A 14,746-nucleotide genomic window follows, 5' to 3' on the forward strand; every position below is an offset into this window, starting at 1 on the left:
ACTTCAGGGAGAGGTGCATGTTCGAGTCCGCCGAAATCGGTCATTCCATCGACAAGGAAACCTACGAGAAGGAAGTCATCGTCCTGCGCGAGGCGCTGCTTGAAGCCCAGTACGAGCTCAAGCAGCAGTCGCGCTTCCCGGTGATCATCCTGATCAATGGCATCGAGGGCGCCGGCAAGGGCGAGACGGTCAAGCTGCTCAACGAATGGATGGATCCACGCCTGATCCAGGTGGAGAGCTTCCTGCTGCCGAGCGACGAGGAGCTGTCACGGCCTTCCCAGTGGCGCTTCTGGCGCCGCCTGCCGCCCAAGGGACGGATCGGCATCTTCTTCGGCAACTGGTACAGCCAGATGCTTTACGCGCGGGTCTCCGGCGAGATCAAGGACAGCCGCCTGGACGTCGCCATCAATGCAGCCGAGCGTTTCGAGCGGATGCTCTGCGACGAGGGCGCGCTGATCTTCAAGTTCTGGTTCCACCTGTCCAAGAAGCAGCTCAAGGAGCGGCTCAAGGCGCTGGAAAGCGACCCGCAGCGTAGCTGGCAGCTCAGTGAGGTGGACTGGAAGCAGAGCGAGGTCTACGACAAGTTCGTGCGCTATGGCGAGCGCGTGCTGCGCCGCACCAGCCGCGACTATGCGCCCTGGTACATCGTCGAGGGCGCCGAGGAACGCTACCGCAGCCTGACGGTGGGCCGCACCATCCTCGAAGGCTTGCAGGCTGCGCTCAAGCTCAAGGCCCGGCCCACGCCGCAGCCGCACGCGGCGCCGCTGGTCTCCAGCCTGGACAACAAGGGGCTGCTCGGTGCGCTGGACCTCACTCTGAGCCTGGACAAGGACCAGTACAAGGAACAACTGGCCAAGGAGCAGGCGCGCCTGGCTACGCTGATGCGCGACAAGCGCTTCCGCAGCCACTCGCTGATCGCCGTGTTCGAGGGCAATGACGCCGCCGGCAAGGGTGGCGCCATCCGCCGCGTGACCGATGCGCTGGACCCCCGGCAGTATCGCATCGTGCCGATCGCCGCGCCGACCGAGGAAGAGCGCGCGCAACCTTACCTGTGGCGCTTCTGGCGGCATATCCCGGCACGCCGGCAGTTCACCATCTTCGACCGTTCCTGGTATGGCCGCGTGCTGGTGGAGCGTGTCGAGGGGTTCGCCTCGGATGCCGACTGGCTGCGTGCCTATGCCGAGATCAACGACTTCGAGGAGCAGTTGGTGGACTTCGGCATCGTCCTGGTGAAGTTCTGGCTGTCCATCGACCAGGAGACCCAACTGGAACGCTTCAAGGAGCGTGAGTCGATTCCGTTCAAGCGCTTCAAGATCACCGAGGAGGACTGGCGCAACCGCGACAAGTGGGACCTCTACGTTGACGCGGTGGGCGACATGGTCGACCGCACCAGCACGGAGATCGCGCCCTGGACTCTGGTGGAGGCGAACGACAAGCGGTTTGCGCGGGTTAAGGTGCTGCGCACCATCAACGATGCGCTGGAAGCGGCCTACGCGAAGAAGAAGGGCTGAGGCCCTGGCCGCAGGCTTGCTTGAGCGCGGGCAAGCCGCGCTCCGGCGAAGGCATCGAATGCCGCTATCGAGCTCCGCCGCAGGATGGGTGGAGCTTGCTCAGTGGCCAAGAGCGGGGCTCCTGGCGCGGGCGGCGTCCTTCGCTGGGGGCTTGCCCGCGGTCCATCGGTACCGTCCGACGCAGGGCTAGGTTCCGGCTTTCTGCGATGGCTTCGGCGCCCCTACCAGCCGTCCCATCGCCCCGGCGATCCCCATTTCCCGCAGCACCCGCAGTTCCCCGTCGGTTTCCACCATCTCCGCGATCAACGGCAGGTCGATGCTGTTCGCCGCGCGGAATACCGCTTCGATGAACAGGCGCTTGTCGTTGTCCTGGTCGATGGCGCGGATGTAGCTGCCGTCGATCTTCAGGTAGGCCAGCCCCAGGCGGGTGAGGTTGCCGATCAGGCTGAAGCGGCCGCCGAAATGCTGCAGGCCGAGTTTGCAGCCAGTGTCCTGCACTGCCTGGCTCAGGCGTTCCAGTTCCGCGGGGGGCGGCAGGTAGCGCTCGTCCACCTCCAGGATCATCAACTGCGCTTGCTCAGGATGCGCGCGCAGTACCTCGAACAGTTGGCGCAGCGGTTCGGCGCTGCGCACGGTTTCGGCGGAGAGCGACAACGCCAGTGGCGAGGGGTGCCGCGCGAGGTGGGCGAGGGCGTGTTCGAGCATCGCCAGGTCGAAGCGGGCAGACCAGCCGAAACGTTCTATCCACGGCAGGAACTGCCCGGCGGCCACGGCTTCGCCCTTCGGGTCGAGCAGGCGGGCGAGGACCTTCTGGTGCAGCAACTCGCCATGCTCGGCGCAGGCGCGGACTGGCTGGAACCATAGCTGGAGCTTGCCCTTCTGCAACGCATCGTCGAGCCAGTCGCGCCAGGCGCGGGAATCCTGTGCCGGTTGCACGCCTGAGTTGTCCAGGCGTTGCCAGAAGCGCGTGCTGGAACTTTGCGCCTGCGCCAGCGCCTGGTCGGCGCGGGAGAGGATGCTGGCCGGCGATTCGCCGGGACGGAATGCCGCCAGCCCCAGATGTGCCACTGGGGTGCAGTCGCTGGCGCCGGTGCCGCGCAGGTTTTCCAGAGACGCGCTCAGTTCTTCGGCGAGCTGCTCGGCGCCGGCGCTGTCCAGGCCCGGGGCGAGCAGGGTGAACTCGCCGCCTCGGCTGCGCGCGGCCAGCCAGTCGGGGGTGCCGTGCTGCTGGCGCTCGCGTTCCAGCAGTTCGGCCACGTCTCGGATCAGTGCGTCGGTGCGCTGCCCGCCCAGGCGCTGGTTGAGCCCGGCCAGGTCGTTCAACCGCAACAGCAGCAGGTAGCCGGCGGCGTTCTGTTCGGTGGGCGAGAGCTGCGCATCCAGCCGGGCGTCGAACAGGCGGCGGTTGGCCAGGCCCGAGAGAGCGTCCTGGTAGGCTTCCTCACGCAGTTTTTCGCTGCGGGTGGCCTCTTCGGCAAACAGCGCCTTGAGCTTGTCGACCATCTGGTTCATGGCCTGCACCACGCGCTTGAGCTCCGGCGTGCGCGGTTCCCTGGGCAAGGTGAGGAATTCTCGGCGGGTGATGGCCTGGGCCTGCTGGACCATCTGCTCCAGCGGCTTGAGCTGGGTGCGCAGCAGCCAACCGCCGAGCACGGCGCTGACCAGCCCGCAAACCAGCAGCCAGGCCAGGCTGCCCAGCGCGCCGTCCCATAGCTTGGCCAGCGCGAACTGTGGATGGCTGACCACTTCGACCCGCGCGGCCTGTTCCCAGCCGCGCATGATCAGCGCGTCGCCGCCCTGGGCCTTGAGGTTCACCAGGCGGGCGAACCAGTGCGGCACCTGGTCTGACTGGGTGCTGGTGTCGCGTTCGACGATCACCTTGCCCTCGGGAATGCTGACCACGCGGATGGTGGCGAAGTAGCCGGAGTCGAAGATCGAGCTGACCATCAGTTCGATCATCGCCGGGTCGTCGACATGCGGCGTCAGCGACAGGCCAAGCGCGGTGGCGGCGTCCTGGGCGTGGGAGCGAAGCTGGCTGATCATCTGCTCGCGGGAGCTTTCCAGGCTGGCGGCGAAGCTGCCGGCGAAGGCCACTACGAGGAACAGGCAGATTGCCAGGAACAGTTGCTTGAGCAATGACATGCCGGGTTCTCCTATCGCATCTCGTCGAGGTCAATGCCCTCGGCGCGCATCTTGGTCAACAGGTCCTGCCAGCGCGACAGCTTCTTGCTGTCGCCGGTGCGCTTGCCGCCGTTGGGGCCGGGCAGCCACAGCCCTTCGGCGTTGAAGGCGTAGACGGGCAGGAGGTCCTTGCGCTGGGAGGCGGGCTTGATCTGCGGGATCAGGTTGTCCAGTACCAGCGGTTCGGCGGTGGGCGAGGCGTAGTAGGTGAGCACCATGTGCGCCTGGTTCTGTTGCAGCGCCTTGACGTAGGTGATGCGCAGCTTGTCGCTGGCGACGCCGAGACGGCGCAGGGTGACGAACTTGGCGATGGAGTAATCCTCGCAGTCCCCTGCGCCCTTGTAGAGCGCTTCGATCGGTGTCGCCCAGTAATCCTCCTGGTGCCAGACGGTGCGGTCGTCGGTGAATACCAGGGCGCCGTTGAAGAAGGCATTCACGGCCTTGAGCTTGGCGGCTTCGTCGAGGTTTTCGCTGGAGTCGATCAGGCGGCCCCAGTCCTGGATACGGGTCTTCGCAGGACCAAGGTTGCCGTAGCGTTGCTCGGCGTTTCTGAGGATGGCATCGAAATTCCAGGCGGCGGTGGCGGTCAGCGCCAGGAGCAGCAGCAAAAGCACGCCGGCCCGCAGACGCAGCGGGCTGGCGAACAGCCTTCGGGCTCCTCGGGATGGCTGCATCGCCAGCGCTCCATGTGGAATGAGTGGAGTCTAGGCGGTCCGTGAAAACTTGCGCCGGCAACTCGCCAGCGACCTCCGGGCCGCTGCTGACGGGGCCTGTGGCGAAACTGTCAGGATTGTCATTTAAGGGTCAGCGTGGGGTCCCGGGTGCTGGCCTATAAACGCAGGATGTGGCCCTTGTGGCCGGACCAGGCGTAGGGAGAGCGGGATGCGGGGCCAACGGCGGGTGTGGGTTGCGGCGGGTGTGTTGGGAGCGGCCATCGTAGCGGCGGGGCTGTGGGGGATCGGCGGCAGGCAGGACGCGCCGCGCGCTGCCGCGCAACCCGCCGGGATTCCGGTAACCCTGGCGCGGGTCGCGCACGAGGACCTGACGCAGAACATCGATGGCGTCGGCACCGTCACTTCGCTGCACAGCGTGCTGGTGCGTCCGCAGGTGGAAGGCCTGCTCACTGCGCTGTTGGTGGAAGAGGGGCAGATGGTCGAAAAGGGCCAGTTGCTGGCGACCATCGACGACCGCGCCATCGCTGCGGCGCTGGAGCAGGCCGAGGCGACCCGGCAGAGCAACCAGGCGCAGTTGCGCATCGTCGAGCAGGATCTGCAGCGCTATCGCACCCTTAGCCAGCGCGGCTCGATCTCCCGGCAGATACTGGAACAGACAGAGGCCGAGGCTGCGCGCCTGCGCGGCACCCTGCGCGGCAACCAGGCGACCATCGAGGCCGAGCGCGTGCGCCTGTCCTATACCCGCATTACTTCGCCGGTGGCCGGGCGCGTCGGCATCCGCAACGTCGACGTCGGCAACCTGCTGCGTACCAATGACAGCAGCGGCCTGTTCACGGTCACCCAGATGTCGCCGATTTCCGTGGTCTTCGCCCTGCCGCAGGAAACCCTGCCTCGGCTGCAGCCGCTGCTGGGCGGCGCCGCGCCGGTGGTTGCCCATAGCCGGGATGGCGGCGAGCTGCTGGGCGAGGGGCACCTGAACAGCATCGACAACCAGGTGGCCAGCAGCACCGGCACCATCCGCGCCAGGGCGGTCTTCGACAATCCCGATGGCAAGCTGTGGCCGGGGCAGTTCGTCACCGTCGACCTGCGCGCCGGGGTGCTGCGCAATGGCCTGGTGCTGGACAGCCGGGCGGTGCGCCGCGGCCTGGATGGCGCCTACGTGTTTCGCATCGAGGAGGGCAAGGCGCAGAAGGTGCCGGTGCGCATCGTGCAGGAAGTGGAGGGCCGCAGCCTGATCGAAGGGCTGGCGGCGGGCGATGAAGTGGTGCTCGATGGCCACTCGCGGCTGACGCCGGGGGCGCGGGTCGAGATACAGGGCGATGCGCAGGCGCTGGCGCGCCGGAGCCAGCCATGACTGTGCGCGCCGGCATGTCCGGCTGGTGTGTGCGCCACCCTATCGCGACCTGCCTGCTGACGCTCGCCTCGCTGTTGCTCGGCCTGCTGGCTTTCCTGCGGCTGGGCGTGGCGCCGTTGCCGCAAGTGGACTTCCCCACTATCCAGGTGCAGGCGCTGCTGCCCGGCGGCAGCCCGGAGACGATGGCTTCCTCGGTGGCGACGCCACTTGAGGTGCAGTTCAGCGCCATCCCCGGCATTACCGAGATGCTCTCCACCAGCGCGCTGGGTTCGACCACGCTGACCCTGCAGTTCGAGCTGGAGAAGAACATCGATGTCGCCGCCCAGGAGGTCACCGCCGCGATCAATGCCGCCTCCGGACGCCTGCCGGCGAACATGCCGAACCTGCCGACCTGGCGCAAGATCAACCCGGCGGACAGCCCGATCATGATCCTGCGGGTGAACTCGGAACTGATGCCGCTGATCGAGCTGAGCGACCTGGCCGAGGTGTTGCTGGCGCGGCAGCTCAGCCAGATCGGCGGGGTGGGACAGATCTTCGTGGTCGGCCAGCAGCGCCCGGCGATTCGCATCCAGGCGCAGCCGGAGAAGCTCGCCGCGTACCGCCTGACCCTCGGCGACCTGCGCCAGTCGTTGCAATCGGCGAGCGTCAACCTGGCCAAGGGCGCGTTGTTCGGCGATGGCAGGGTGTCCACGCTGGCGGCCAATGACCAGTTGTTCAGCCCTGACGAATACGGCGATCTCGTCGTGGCCTACCGTGCTGGCGCTCCGGTATTCCTGCGCGATCTGGCGCGGGTGGTGAAGGCGCCCGAAGACGACTACGTGCAGGCATGGCCGGATGGTCGGCCTGGCGTGGCGCTGGTCATCCTGCGCCAGCCCGGCGCCAATATCGTCGAGACGTCCGACGCCATCCAGGCCGAGCTGCCGCGCCTGCGCGAGATGCTGCCGGCGGGTGTCGAGGTGGAGGTGCTCAACGACCGCACCCGGACCATTCGTGCCTCGCTGCACGAGGTAGAGCTGACCCTGTTGCTGACGATGGGCCTGGTGGTGCTGGTGATGGGCCTGTTCCTGCGCCAGCTTTCGGCAACCCTGATCGTCGCCACGGTACTTGCGGTTTCGCTCAGTGCGAGTTTCGCGGCGATGTACCTGCTCGGCTTCACGCTGAACAACCTGACCCTGGTGGCGCTGATTATCGCCGTGGGGTTCATCGTCGACGATGCCATCGTGGTCGTGGAGAACATCCATCGTCATCTGGAACAGGGCAAGGACCGCTTGCAGGCGGCGCTGCAGGGCGCCTCGGAGATCAGCTTCACGGTGGTCTCCATCAGCTTCTCGCTGATCGCCGCGTTCATTCCGCTGCTGTTCATGGGCGGTATCGTCGGGCGGCTGTTCCGCGAGTTCGCCGTCAGCGTCACGGTAGCCATCCTGATTTCGGTGCTGGCCTCGCTGACCGTGGCGCCAATGCTCGCCTCGCGCTTCATGGGCGCACCGAAGCATGGGCACGGCCAGAGCGGGATTTCCGGGTGGCTGCTGGCGCGCTACGCCAGGGGGCTGGACTGGTCGCTGAGTCACCAGCGCACTGTGCTGGCCGGTTTCGGGCTCTGCGTGGCCATCGCGGTGGCCGGGTATGTCGGGATTCCCAAGGGCTTCTTCCCGTCCCAGGACACCGCCTTCGTGTTCGGCACCACCCAGGCGGCGGAGGATATCTCCTATGCCGACATGGCCGGGAAGCATCGCCAGCTCGCCGAGATCGTCGCCGCCGACCCGGCGGTGCAGAGCTACAACCATGCCATCGGCATCACTGGCGGCAGCCAGAGCCTGGCCAACGGGCGCTTCTGGATCGTGCTCAAGGACCGCGGTGACCGCGATGTCTCGGTGGATGAGTTCATCAACCGCCTGCGGCCCAAGCTGGCCAAGGTGCCGGGGATCGTCCTCTATCTGCGCTCGGCGCAGGACATCAACCTCGCCACCGGGCCGGTGCGCACCCAGTACCAGTACGCATTGCGCAGCAACGACAGCGCCGCGCTGGCGCTGTGGGCGGACCGCCTGACCGAGCGGCTGAAGGCCGAAGGCGGCCTGCAGGATGTATCCAACGACTTGCAGATGGGCGCCAGCATTACCTCTTTGCAGATCGATCGTGTGGCGGCGGCGCGTTTCGGATTGTCCGCCGAGGACATCAGCCAGACGCTCTACGACGCTTTTGGCCAGCGCCAGGTCGGCGAATTCCAGACCGAGATCAACCAGTACAAGGTCATCCTCGAACTCGATTCCCGCCAGCGCGGCCGCGCCGAGAGCCTGGCCTGGTTCCACCTGCGTTCTCCGCTGACCGGCGAGATGGTACCGCTGGCGGCGGTGGCCAAGGTCGTTCCGGCGAAGTCCGGGCCGTTGCAGATCAACCACAACGGCATGTTCCCGGCGGTCACGCTGTCCTTCAACCTGTCGCCGGGCATGGCGCTCGGCGACGCCGTACAACTGGTGCAGCGCGTGCAGGAGGAGATCGGTATGCCGGCCAGCATCGGTGGCCAGTTCCAGGGCGCGGCGCGGGCGTTCCAGAGTTCGCTGGCGACCCAGCCGCTGCTGATTCTTGCGGCGCTGTTCGCGGTCTACGTGATCCTCGGCGTGCTCTACGAGAGCTTCGTGCACCCGCTGACGATTCTTTCCACGCTGCCCTCGGCGGGCATCGGCGCGGTGTTCCTGCTCTGGGGCTGGGGGCTGGAGTTCTCGGTGATGGCGCTGATCGGCCTGGTGCTGTTGATCGGCATCGTCAAGAAGAACGGCATCCTGATGGTCGACTTCGCCCTGGCCGCCCAGCGCCAGCGTGGGCTGTCGCCCTTCGAGGCGATCCGCGAGGCATGCCTGGCGCGTTTCCGGCCGATCATGATGACCACGCTGGCGGCGCTGCTGGGCGCCATTCCGCTGATGATCGGCTTCGGCACCGGCTCGGAACTGCGCCAACCGCTGGGTGTGGCAGTGGTCGGCGGGCTGATCGTGAGCCAGGCGCTGACGCTGTTCAGCACGCCGGTGGTGTACCTGGCGCTGGACCGTCTGTTCCACCGCCCGCCGCAGCCCCTGGCCATTGGAGGTGCGGCGTGAGGCGGGGCTGGGTAGCATGTCCGGCGGACGCATCAAACGGAGCTCCGGCATGCGCGTACTGATTGTCGAAGACGAGAGCAAGACCGCCGACTACCTGCAGCGCGGGCTGAGCGAGCAGGGCTTCACCGTGGACGTGGCGGCCAACGGCATCGATGGCCGGCACCTGGCGCTCAACGGCGAATACGATGTCATTGTCCTCGACGTGATGCTGCCCGGCATCGATGGCTACGGCGTGCTGCGCGCGCTGCGCGAGCGCCGGCAGACCCCGGTGATCATGCTCACTGCCCGCGAGCGCGTGGAGGACCGCGTGCGCGGCCTGCGCGAAGGCGCCGACGACTACCTGATCAAGCCGTTCTCCTTTCTCGAACTGGTGGCGCGCCTGCAAGCTCTGACCCGGCGCGGCGCACACCTGGAAAACGCCACGCAGATGCGCATCGCGGACCTTGCCATCGATCTGGTCAGCCGCCGTGTCTCCCGTGGCGGCACGCGCCTGGAACTGACTGCCAAGGAGTACTCGCTGCTCTGTGTGCTGGCTCAGCGCAGCGGGGAAATTCTCTCCAAGACGGCCATCGCGGAACTGGTCTGGGACATCAATTTCGATACTGACACCAATGTCGTCGAAGTCGCCATCAAGCGCCTGCGCGCCAAGCTCGACGGGCCGTTCGACACCAAGCTGCTGCACACCATCCGCGGCATGGGCTACGTGCTGGAGAGCCGCGTCGCCCAGGGGCGAGAGGCGTGAAGGGGGTATCGCTGTCGACTCGCCTGGCAGGCATGTTCGGCGCCGCCGCGCTGGGCATCTTTCTGCTCATCGGTTCGACGATCTACTGCGTGCTCGATGCGCAGATCGAGCGCCTGCAGCGTTCCGAGCTGGATACTCGTTTCAACATGGTCGCGCGCATGCTCGACAAGCCCGACCTGGCCCAGCGCTGGCCGCACATGCGGCTCAAGCTCGATACTCTGAGCCAGGAGTACGAGCTGATCCGCTTCTGGATCGACGGCGATGATGCGCGTTTCCGCTACGGCGAGCCCAACGAGGCGGTGCGGCGGATGCTCGGCAGCGGCAACGGTTATGCCGAGCTGGAACTGCCGGGCCATGATTCGCCGCTCAGTGCCCGCGTCGGCCACCTGCCAGCCGGCGATGGCAGGCCGGCGCTGGTGCTGCTCGCGGCCATCGACAGCGTGGCATTCCAGCAGGCGCGGCAGGCCACGCTGATCACGCTGTTCGTACTCTCCGCGCTGGGCACCGCCCTGGCCACTCTGTGTGGCCACTGGATCGCCCGCGTCGGCCTGCGCCCGGTGCACGAGCTTTCCGCCGAGGCTCGGCAGATCAGCCCGAAGCAGTTGTCCCAGCGCTTGCGCCTGGAAGGGTTGCCGGCGGAGCTGTCGACCCTGGCGCGGTCCTTCAACGAGGCACTGGACCGCCTGGAACAGGCTTACCTGCGTCTGGAGTCGTTCAATGCCGATGTTGCCCACGAACTGCGCACGCCACTGGCCAACCTGATCGGCCAGAGCCAGGTGGCGCTGTCCCGCGAGCGCAGTGCGCAGGATTACGAAGAGGTGCTGCAGTCGAACCTGGAGGAACTGGAGCGCCTGCGTGCCATCGTCAACGACATGCTGTTCCTCGCCCGCGTCGACCAGGGCAGCCTTGCCGCCGAGCGGGTGGAAACGTCTCTGGCCGCCGAGGTGGCCAACACGCTCGACTTCCTCGAGGTGATCTTCGATGAGCAGGGCGTGCAGGTGGTCCTGCGTGGAGACGCGCGGGCCGGTGTCGAGCGCGCGCTGTTCCAGCGTGCGGTGACCAATCTGCTGTATAACGCCGCCCAGCACACCGCGCCGGGCGGGCGCATAGAGGTGCGCCTGAGCGGCGAGCGCGGCGCGGCGCAAGTCGAAGTCAGCAACCCCGGCGAGCCGATCAGCGCCGGGCAGCGCGCGCGCCTGTTCGAGCGCTTCTACCGCGCCGATCTCGCTCGTGCCAACAGCCAGAGCAGCCACGGTCTGGGGTTGTCCATCGTCAAGGCGGTGGCGAGCATGCACGGCGGCTCGGTGTTCGTGCGCAGCGAGGGTGGGGTGAATACCTTCGGTTTCACCGTGGACTCGGTGGGACAGGAGGTGCTGCATGAGGCTGGCCGGCGGCCACGGGCGACGCAGGGCTCAGTCTAGGCGGCGGGTCTTGGTGCGGATCAGGTAGATGGTCACCAGTGTCGCGCTGGTCAGCATGAAGGCCCAGGCCCACGGGCGCTGCACCAGATAGCAGGAGAGGGCGATGCTGCTCCACATCAGGCCGATGGCGTAGACCTTGCCCTTGAGCGGGATGCCTTCGCCGTCCAGGTAGTCGCGGATCCACGGGCCGAGTTTCGGGTGGTACACCAGCCAGTCGTAGAATCGCTGGGAGCTGCGCATGAAGCAGCCGGCGGCGAGCAGGAGGAAGGGCGTGGTGGGCAGGACCGGCAGGAAGATGCCGATCACACCCAGTACCACGCTGAGCCAGCCGACGCCGAGCAGGCTGTAGCGGACCCAGGCGTGGCGGCTCTGGCGGATTTCCCGCGGCGGCATCGAGCGATTAGTGAGTGCGCGGTTTCAGGAGCGCTGGTTTCTCTTCCGGGGCCTGGCACAGCAGGAACAGGTTGGTCAGCAGTTCGGGAATCTGCGCGACCATGTCGTCCACCAACTGGCGGTCGCGGGCGATTTCGTCGAATTCAGGCTGCTCGTCGAAGAGGCCGGAGCCGACCATGATCGGCAGCAACAGCTCGCTGACTTCTTCCTCGGCCTGTTCGAACCATACCGCTTCACGCAGGAACACGCCCTCCATGAAGCCGATGCACCAGCCGCGGATGTCGGAGTCGTCCGGCTCGTCACCCAGGTAGGGCTCGCAGGGCAGCTCCAGTTCCTCGTCGCTGGCCAGCAGGCGGGTGATGTGCGCCTTGAGTTGCACAAGGGTGTTCTCGATCTCGGTGCGTTCTTCCTCGCTGCGATAGTGCGGCGGTTCGGCGAACAGGGCATCGATCCACTCGCGATCCGGCACTTCCTCCGGGCAGATCGCCAGGGCGGTCAGATAACCGTGTGCCGCCAGGTAGTCCAAGGCTTCCTCGTGCAGGTCATCGGCATCGAGAAAGGCTTGCAGGCGGGACAGTTGGTCGGCGAAGGACATTCGGGTACTACCTCGGAGGTGATCGGTGCCGAATTGTAGTCTTTCCGCGGCCCCGCGGCAAAAGCGAAATGCCCGCGCAGCCTGTGCCGACGCGGGATTCGGACGCATGTGACGGATTTTTCCACAGTTTCCCGGACAAGGTGCCGGCTGCGGCCGGACGGCTTGCGTATAATGCGCGGCTTCATTCGGAGTCCCACATGCTCGATCAGGCCCAGCGCATCCTCAAAGACGTTTTCGGTTATGACGCCTTCCGCGGCAATCAGGCGCGGATCATCGAGCGCGTGGCCAGCGGCGGCGATGCCCTGGTGCTGATGCCCACTGGCGGCGGCAAGTCGCTGTGCTTCCAGGTGCCGGCGCTGCTGCGCGACGGCCTGACGGTGGTGGTTTCGCCATTGATCGCGCTGATGGAGGACCAGGTTGCCACGCTCGACGAGCTGGGCGTGCCGGTGGCGGCGCTGAACTCCTCGCTCAGCCCCGATGCCCAGCGCGAGATCGCCGACCGCCTGCTGCGTGGCGAGATCAAACTGCTCTACCTCGCCCCGGAGCGCCTGGTGCAGCCGCGCATGCTGGCGTTCCTGCAGCGCCTGCAGATCGGCCTTTTCGCCATCGACGAGGCGCACTGCGTATCGCAGTGGGGCCACGACTTCCGCCCCGAATACCTGCAATTGGGCCAGCTCGCCGAGCTGTTCCCCGACGTGCCGCGCATCGCCCTGACCGCAACGGCGGACATGCGCACCCGCGAGGAGATGATCCAGCGCCTGCACCTGCAGAACGCCGAGCAGTTCCTCTCAAGCTTCGACCGTCCGAACATCTTCTACCGCATCGTGCCCAAGGAGCAGCCGCGCAAGCAATTGCTGGGCTTCCTCGCAGAGCGGCGTGGCGATGCCGGCATCGTCTACTGCATGTCGCGCAAGAAGGTCGAGGAGGTCGCCGAGTTCCTCTCCAGCCAGGGCTTCCCGGCGCTGCCGTACCACGCCGGGCTGTCCAACGACCTGCGCGCCCATCACCAGAAGCGCTTCCTCAACGAGGAAGGGCTGATCATGGTCGCCACCATCGCCTTCGGCATGGGCATCGACAAACCCAACGTACGCTTCGTCGCACATCTGGACTTGCCCAAGAGCCTGGAGGCGTATTACCAGGAGACCGGGCGCGCCGGCCGTGACGGCCTGCCCGCCGATGCCTGGATGGCCTACGGTCTGCAGGACGTCCTGCTGCTGCGGCAGATGATGCAGAACTCCGAGGGTGACGAGCGGCACAAGCGCGTCGAGCGGCACAAGCTCGAAGCCATGCTGGCGCTATGCGAGGAAACCCGCTGCCGCCGCCAGGCGCTGCTGGCCTACTTCGACGAGGTAATGCCCAACCCGTGCGGCCATTGCGACATCTGCGTCGACGGCGTGGAAACCTGGGACGCCACCGAACCTGCGCGCCAGGCATTGTCGGCCATCTACCGCAGTGGCCAGCGCTACGGCGTCGGCCACCTGGTGGACATACTGCTGGGCAAGGACACCGAGAAGGTGCGCAGCGTCGGCCATCAGCACCTGGCGGTGTTCGGTATCGGCAAGTCCCGGGGCGAGGACGAATGGCGCACGCTGTTCCGCCAGTTGGTCGCCCGCGGCTTCGCCGATGTGGATGTCGACGGCTTCAACGGCCTGCGCCTGACCGAGGCCTGCCGCCCGCTGCTGCGCGGCGAGCAAACGCTGGCCCTGCGCCGCGATCCCAAGCCGCAGCGCAGCAAGTCGTCTTCCTCCGGCGGCGGCAGCCCCGCCAGCCAACTGGTGCGCCAGGAAGAGCGCGAGATGTGGGAAGCCCTGCGCACCCTGCGGCGCAAGCTGGCCGAGGAACACTCGGTGCCGCCCTACGTCATCTTCCCCGACGCCACGCTGCTGGAAATGCTGCGCAGCCGGCCCGCCACGCTCACCGCCATGGCCCAGGTCAGCGGCGTTGGCGCGCGCAAGCTGGAGCGTTACGGCCAGGCGTTCCTCGATGTGCTCACCGAGTCCGATGCGGCCCCGGAAGCTCCCGCTCCTGTCACCGATCTGCGCCACGAACTGGTGACCCTGGCCCGCGCCGGCATGACGCCAGCGCAGATCGCCCGCCAGCTCGATTGCAGCGAGAAGAATGTCTACAACCTGCTCGCCGAAGCCATTGGCCGTCAGCAGTTGAGCCTGGAACAGGCGCTCGACCTCCCCGAGGAACTGCTCGGTGAGGTACAGGACGCCTTCCTTGATGAAGACGGCGAGCTGCCGCCGGTGAGCGCCATTGCCGAGCTGTTCGAAGGCCGTGTGCCGCTGGGTGTCCTGCATTGTGTGCGCGCTGCCCTGCAGGCTGAGCTGGAAGTCTGATCGCGCTGAAATACGGCGTTACAGATGAAATATCAATATGCCAGCAACGACGCCCGTTCGAGCCAGTCCTATCTGGCAGGATCGGTCACTTGCAGGTGCGAAATGGCGAGCTGGATGCGGGTAGTGGCGGGGCTGCTGGTCGTAGGACAGCTCAGCGGGTGCGCCAGTGGTGGCGGATTGTCCGAAGGCGGCAAGACGGCAGTGATGGGTGTCGCTGCGGTGGCGCTGGTGGCGGGGCTGGTGCTGTTGTCCAAGGACCGCGACGACGATGACGACAAGGCCTACCGCGAATGCCGCAAGCATCACAGCCGCGCGTCTCGCAGCTACTGCGATGACTACTACTATCGCGACTATGATCGCCACCGGAACTCCCGTGACGATCGCTGGTGATCGCCTCGCCTGTCATTTTCGTGACAGGGCAAAACGACAAACTTGTGACGCGCA

Annotated in this window: 11 protein-coding genes; 7 read left to right on the plus strand and 4 right to left on the minus strand. The window is 66.5% G+C overall.

From position 1 onward, the window contains the following. The first annotated feature begins 17 nt into the window (after positions 1–17). Positions 18–1,511: a polyphosphate:AMP phosphotransferase gene (pap, locus tag OU419_RS09155; protein WP_254471844.1), complete on the plus strand. Its 1,494-nt coding sequence runs from the start codon at positions 18–20 to the stop codon at positions 1,509–1,511. Between the two features lie 186 nt (positions 1,512–1,697). On the opposite strand, the gene lapD is transcribed toward pap, so the two are convergent. Together lapD and lapG are read right to left on the minus strand one after the other, a co-directional pair. Beyond that, positions 1,698–3,653 carry a cyclic di-GMP receptor LapD gene (gene lapD, locus OU419_RS09160; RefSeq protein WP_254471845.1) on the minus strand — a complete coding sequence of 652 codons (1,956 nt, stop codon included), beginning with the start codon at positions 3,651–3,653 and terminating at the stop codon, positions 1,698–1,700. Positions 3,654–3,664: 11 nt separating this feature from the next. After that, a complete protein-coding gene (gene lapG / locus OU419_RS09165) occupies positions 3,665–4,366 on the minus strand; it encodes a cysteine protease LapG (RefSeq protein WP_254471846.1) in 702 nt (233 codons plus the stop codon). Between the two features lie 208 nt (positions 4,367–4,574). On the opposite strand from lapG, the gene OU419_RS09170 reads away from it, so the two are divergent. From OU419_RS09170 to OU419_RS09185, 4 genes are read left to right on the plus strand one after another with little or no spacing between them, the layout of a single operon-like run. Next, positions 4,575–5,720 (plus strand): efflux RND transporter periplasmic adaptor subunit, encoded by a 1,146-nt coding sequence (locus OU419_RS09170; protein ID WP_254471847.1) that lies wholly within the window; start codon positions 4,575–4,577, stop codon positions 5,718–5,720. Next, on the plus strand, positions 5,717–8,809 hold the full coding sequence (locus OU419_RS09175; protein ID WP_254471848.1) for a multidrug efflux RND transporter permease subunit: 3,093 nt from the start codon (positions 5,717–5,719) through the stop codon (positions 8,807–8,809). The genes OU419_RS09170 and OU419_RS09175 overlap by 4 nt, the downstream gene beginning before the upstream one ends. Positions 8,810–8,858: 49 nt before the next feature. Beyond that, the gene (locus OU419_RS09180; protein WP_254471849.1) at positions 8,859–9,551 is read left to right on the plus strand and encodes a heavy metal response regulator transcription factor; all 693 of its coding nucleotides are present in this window, start codon (positions 8,859–8,861) and stop codon (positions 9,549–9,551) included. Between the two features lie 32 nt (positions 9,552–9,583). After that, complete coding sequence (locus tag OU419_RS09185) at positions 9,584–10,972, plus strand: heavy metal sensor histidine kinase (RefSeq protein ID WP_254472200.1); 1,389 nt, start codon at positions 9,584–9,586, stop codon at positions 10,970–10,972. Here OU419_RS09185 and OU419_RS09190 read toward each other — a convergent pair. Both OU419_RS09190 and OU419_RS09195 read right to left on the minus strand, forming a co-directional pair. After that, complete coding sequence (locus OU419_RS09190; protein ID WP_254471851.1) at positions 10,964–11,365, minus strand: YbaN family protein; 402 nt, start codon at positions 11,363–11,365, stop codon at positions 10,964–10,966. The genes OU419_RS09185 and OU419_RS09190 overlap by 9 nt on opposite strands. Before the next feature lie 7 nt (positions 11,366–11,372). Then, positions 11,373–11,960 carry a UPF0149 family protein gene (locus OU419_RS09195; protein ID WP_254471852.1) on the minus strand — a complete coding sequence of 196 codons (588 nt, stop codon included), beginning with the start codon at positions 11,958–11,960 and terminating at the stop codon, positions 11,373–11,375. A 197-nt stretch (positions 11,961–12,157) separates the two neighbouring features. On the opposite strand from OU419_RS09195, the gene recQ reads away from it, so the two are divergent. Both recQ and OU419_RS09205 read left to right on the plus strand, forming a co-directional pair. Beyond that, a complete protein-coding gene (gene recQ / locus OU419_RS09200) occupies positions 12,158–14,302 on the plus strand; it encodes a DNA helicase RecQ (RefSeq protein WP_254471853.1) in 2,145 nt (714 codons plus the stop codon). A 24-nt stretch (positions 14,303–14,326) separates the two neighbouring features. Then, on the plus strand, positions 14,327–14,692 hold the full coding sequence (locus OU419_RS09205) for a hypothetical protein (RefSeq protein WP_254471855.1): 366 nt from the start codon (positions 14,327–14,329) through the stop codon (positions 14,690–14,692). Positions 14,693–14,746 lie beyond the last annotated feature (54 nt).

The sequence above is a fragment of the Pseudomonas triclosanedens genome (genome assembly GCF_026686735.1).
Taxonomy (GTDB): domain Bacteria; phylum Pseudomonadota; class Gammaproteobacteria; order Pseudomonadales; family Pseudomonadaceae; genus Pseudomonas; species Pseudomonas triclosanedens.

What these genes read in the sequence shown, in the direction of transcription:
- pap (WP_254471844.1), top strand. Translation starts at nt 18, where the DNA reads ATGTTCGAGTCCGCCGAAATCGGTCATTCCATCGACAAGGAAACCTAC.
- lapD (WP_254471845.1), bottom strand. Translation starts at nt 3,653, where the DNA reads ATGTCATTGCTCAAGCAACTGTTCCTGGCAATCTGCCTGTTCCTCGTA.
- lapG (WP_254471846.1), bottom strand. Translation starts at nt 4,366, where the DNA reads ATGCAGCCATCCCGAGGAGCCCGAAGGCTGTTCGCCAGCCCGCTGCGT.
- OU419_RS09170 (WP_254471847.1), top strand. Translation starts at nt 4,575, where the DNA reads ATGCGGGGCCAACGGCGGGTGTGGGTTGCGGCGGGTGTGTTGGGAGCG.
- OU419_RS09175 (WP_254471848.1), top strand. Translation starts at nt 5,717, where the DNA reads ATGACTGTGCGCGCCGGCATGTCCGGCTGGTGTGTGCGCCACCCTATC.
- OU419_RS09180 (WP_254471849.1), top strand. Translation starts at nt 8,859, where the DNA reads ATGCGCGTACTGATTGTCGAAGACGAGAGCAAGACCGCCGACTACCTG.
- OU419_RS09185 (WP_254472200.1), top strand. Translation starts at nt 9,584, where the DNA reads ATGTTCGGCGCCGCCGCGCTGGGCATCTTTCTGCTCATCGGTTCGACG.
- OU419_RS09190 (WP_254471851.1), bottom strand. Translation starts at nt 11,365, where the DNA reads ATGCCGCCGCGGGAAATCCGCCAGAGCCGCCACGCCTGGGTCCGCTAC.
- OU419_RS09195 (WP_254471852.1), bottom strand. Translation starts at nt 11,960, where the DNA reads ATGTCCTTCGCCGACCAACTGTCCCGCCTGCAAGCCTTTCTCGATGCC.
- recQ (WP_254471853.1), top strand. Translation starts at nt 12,158, where the DNA reads ATGCTCGATCAGGCCCAGCGCATCCTCAAAGACGTTTTCGGTTATGAC.
- OU419_RS09205 (WP_254471855.1), top strand. Translation starts at nt 14,327, where the DNA reads ATGAAATATCAATATGCCAGCAACGACGCCCGTTCGAGCCAGTCCTAT.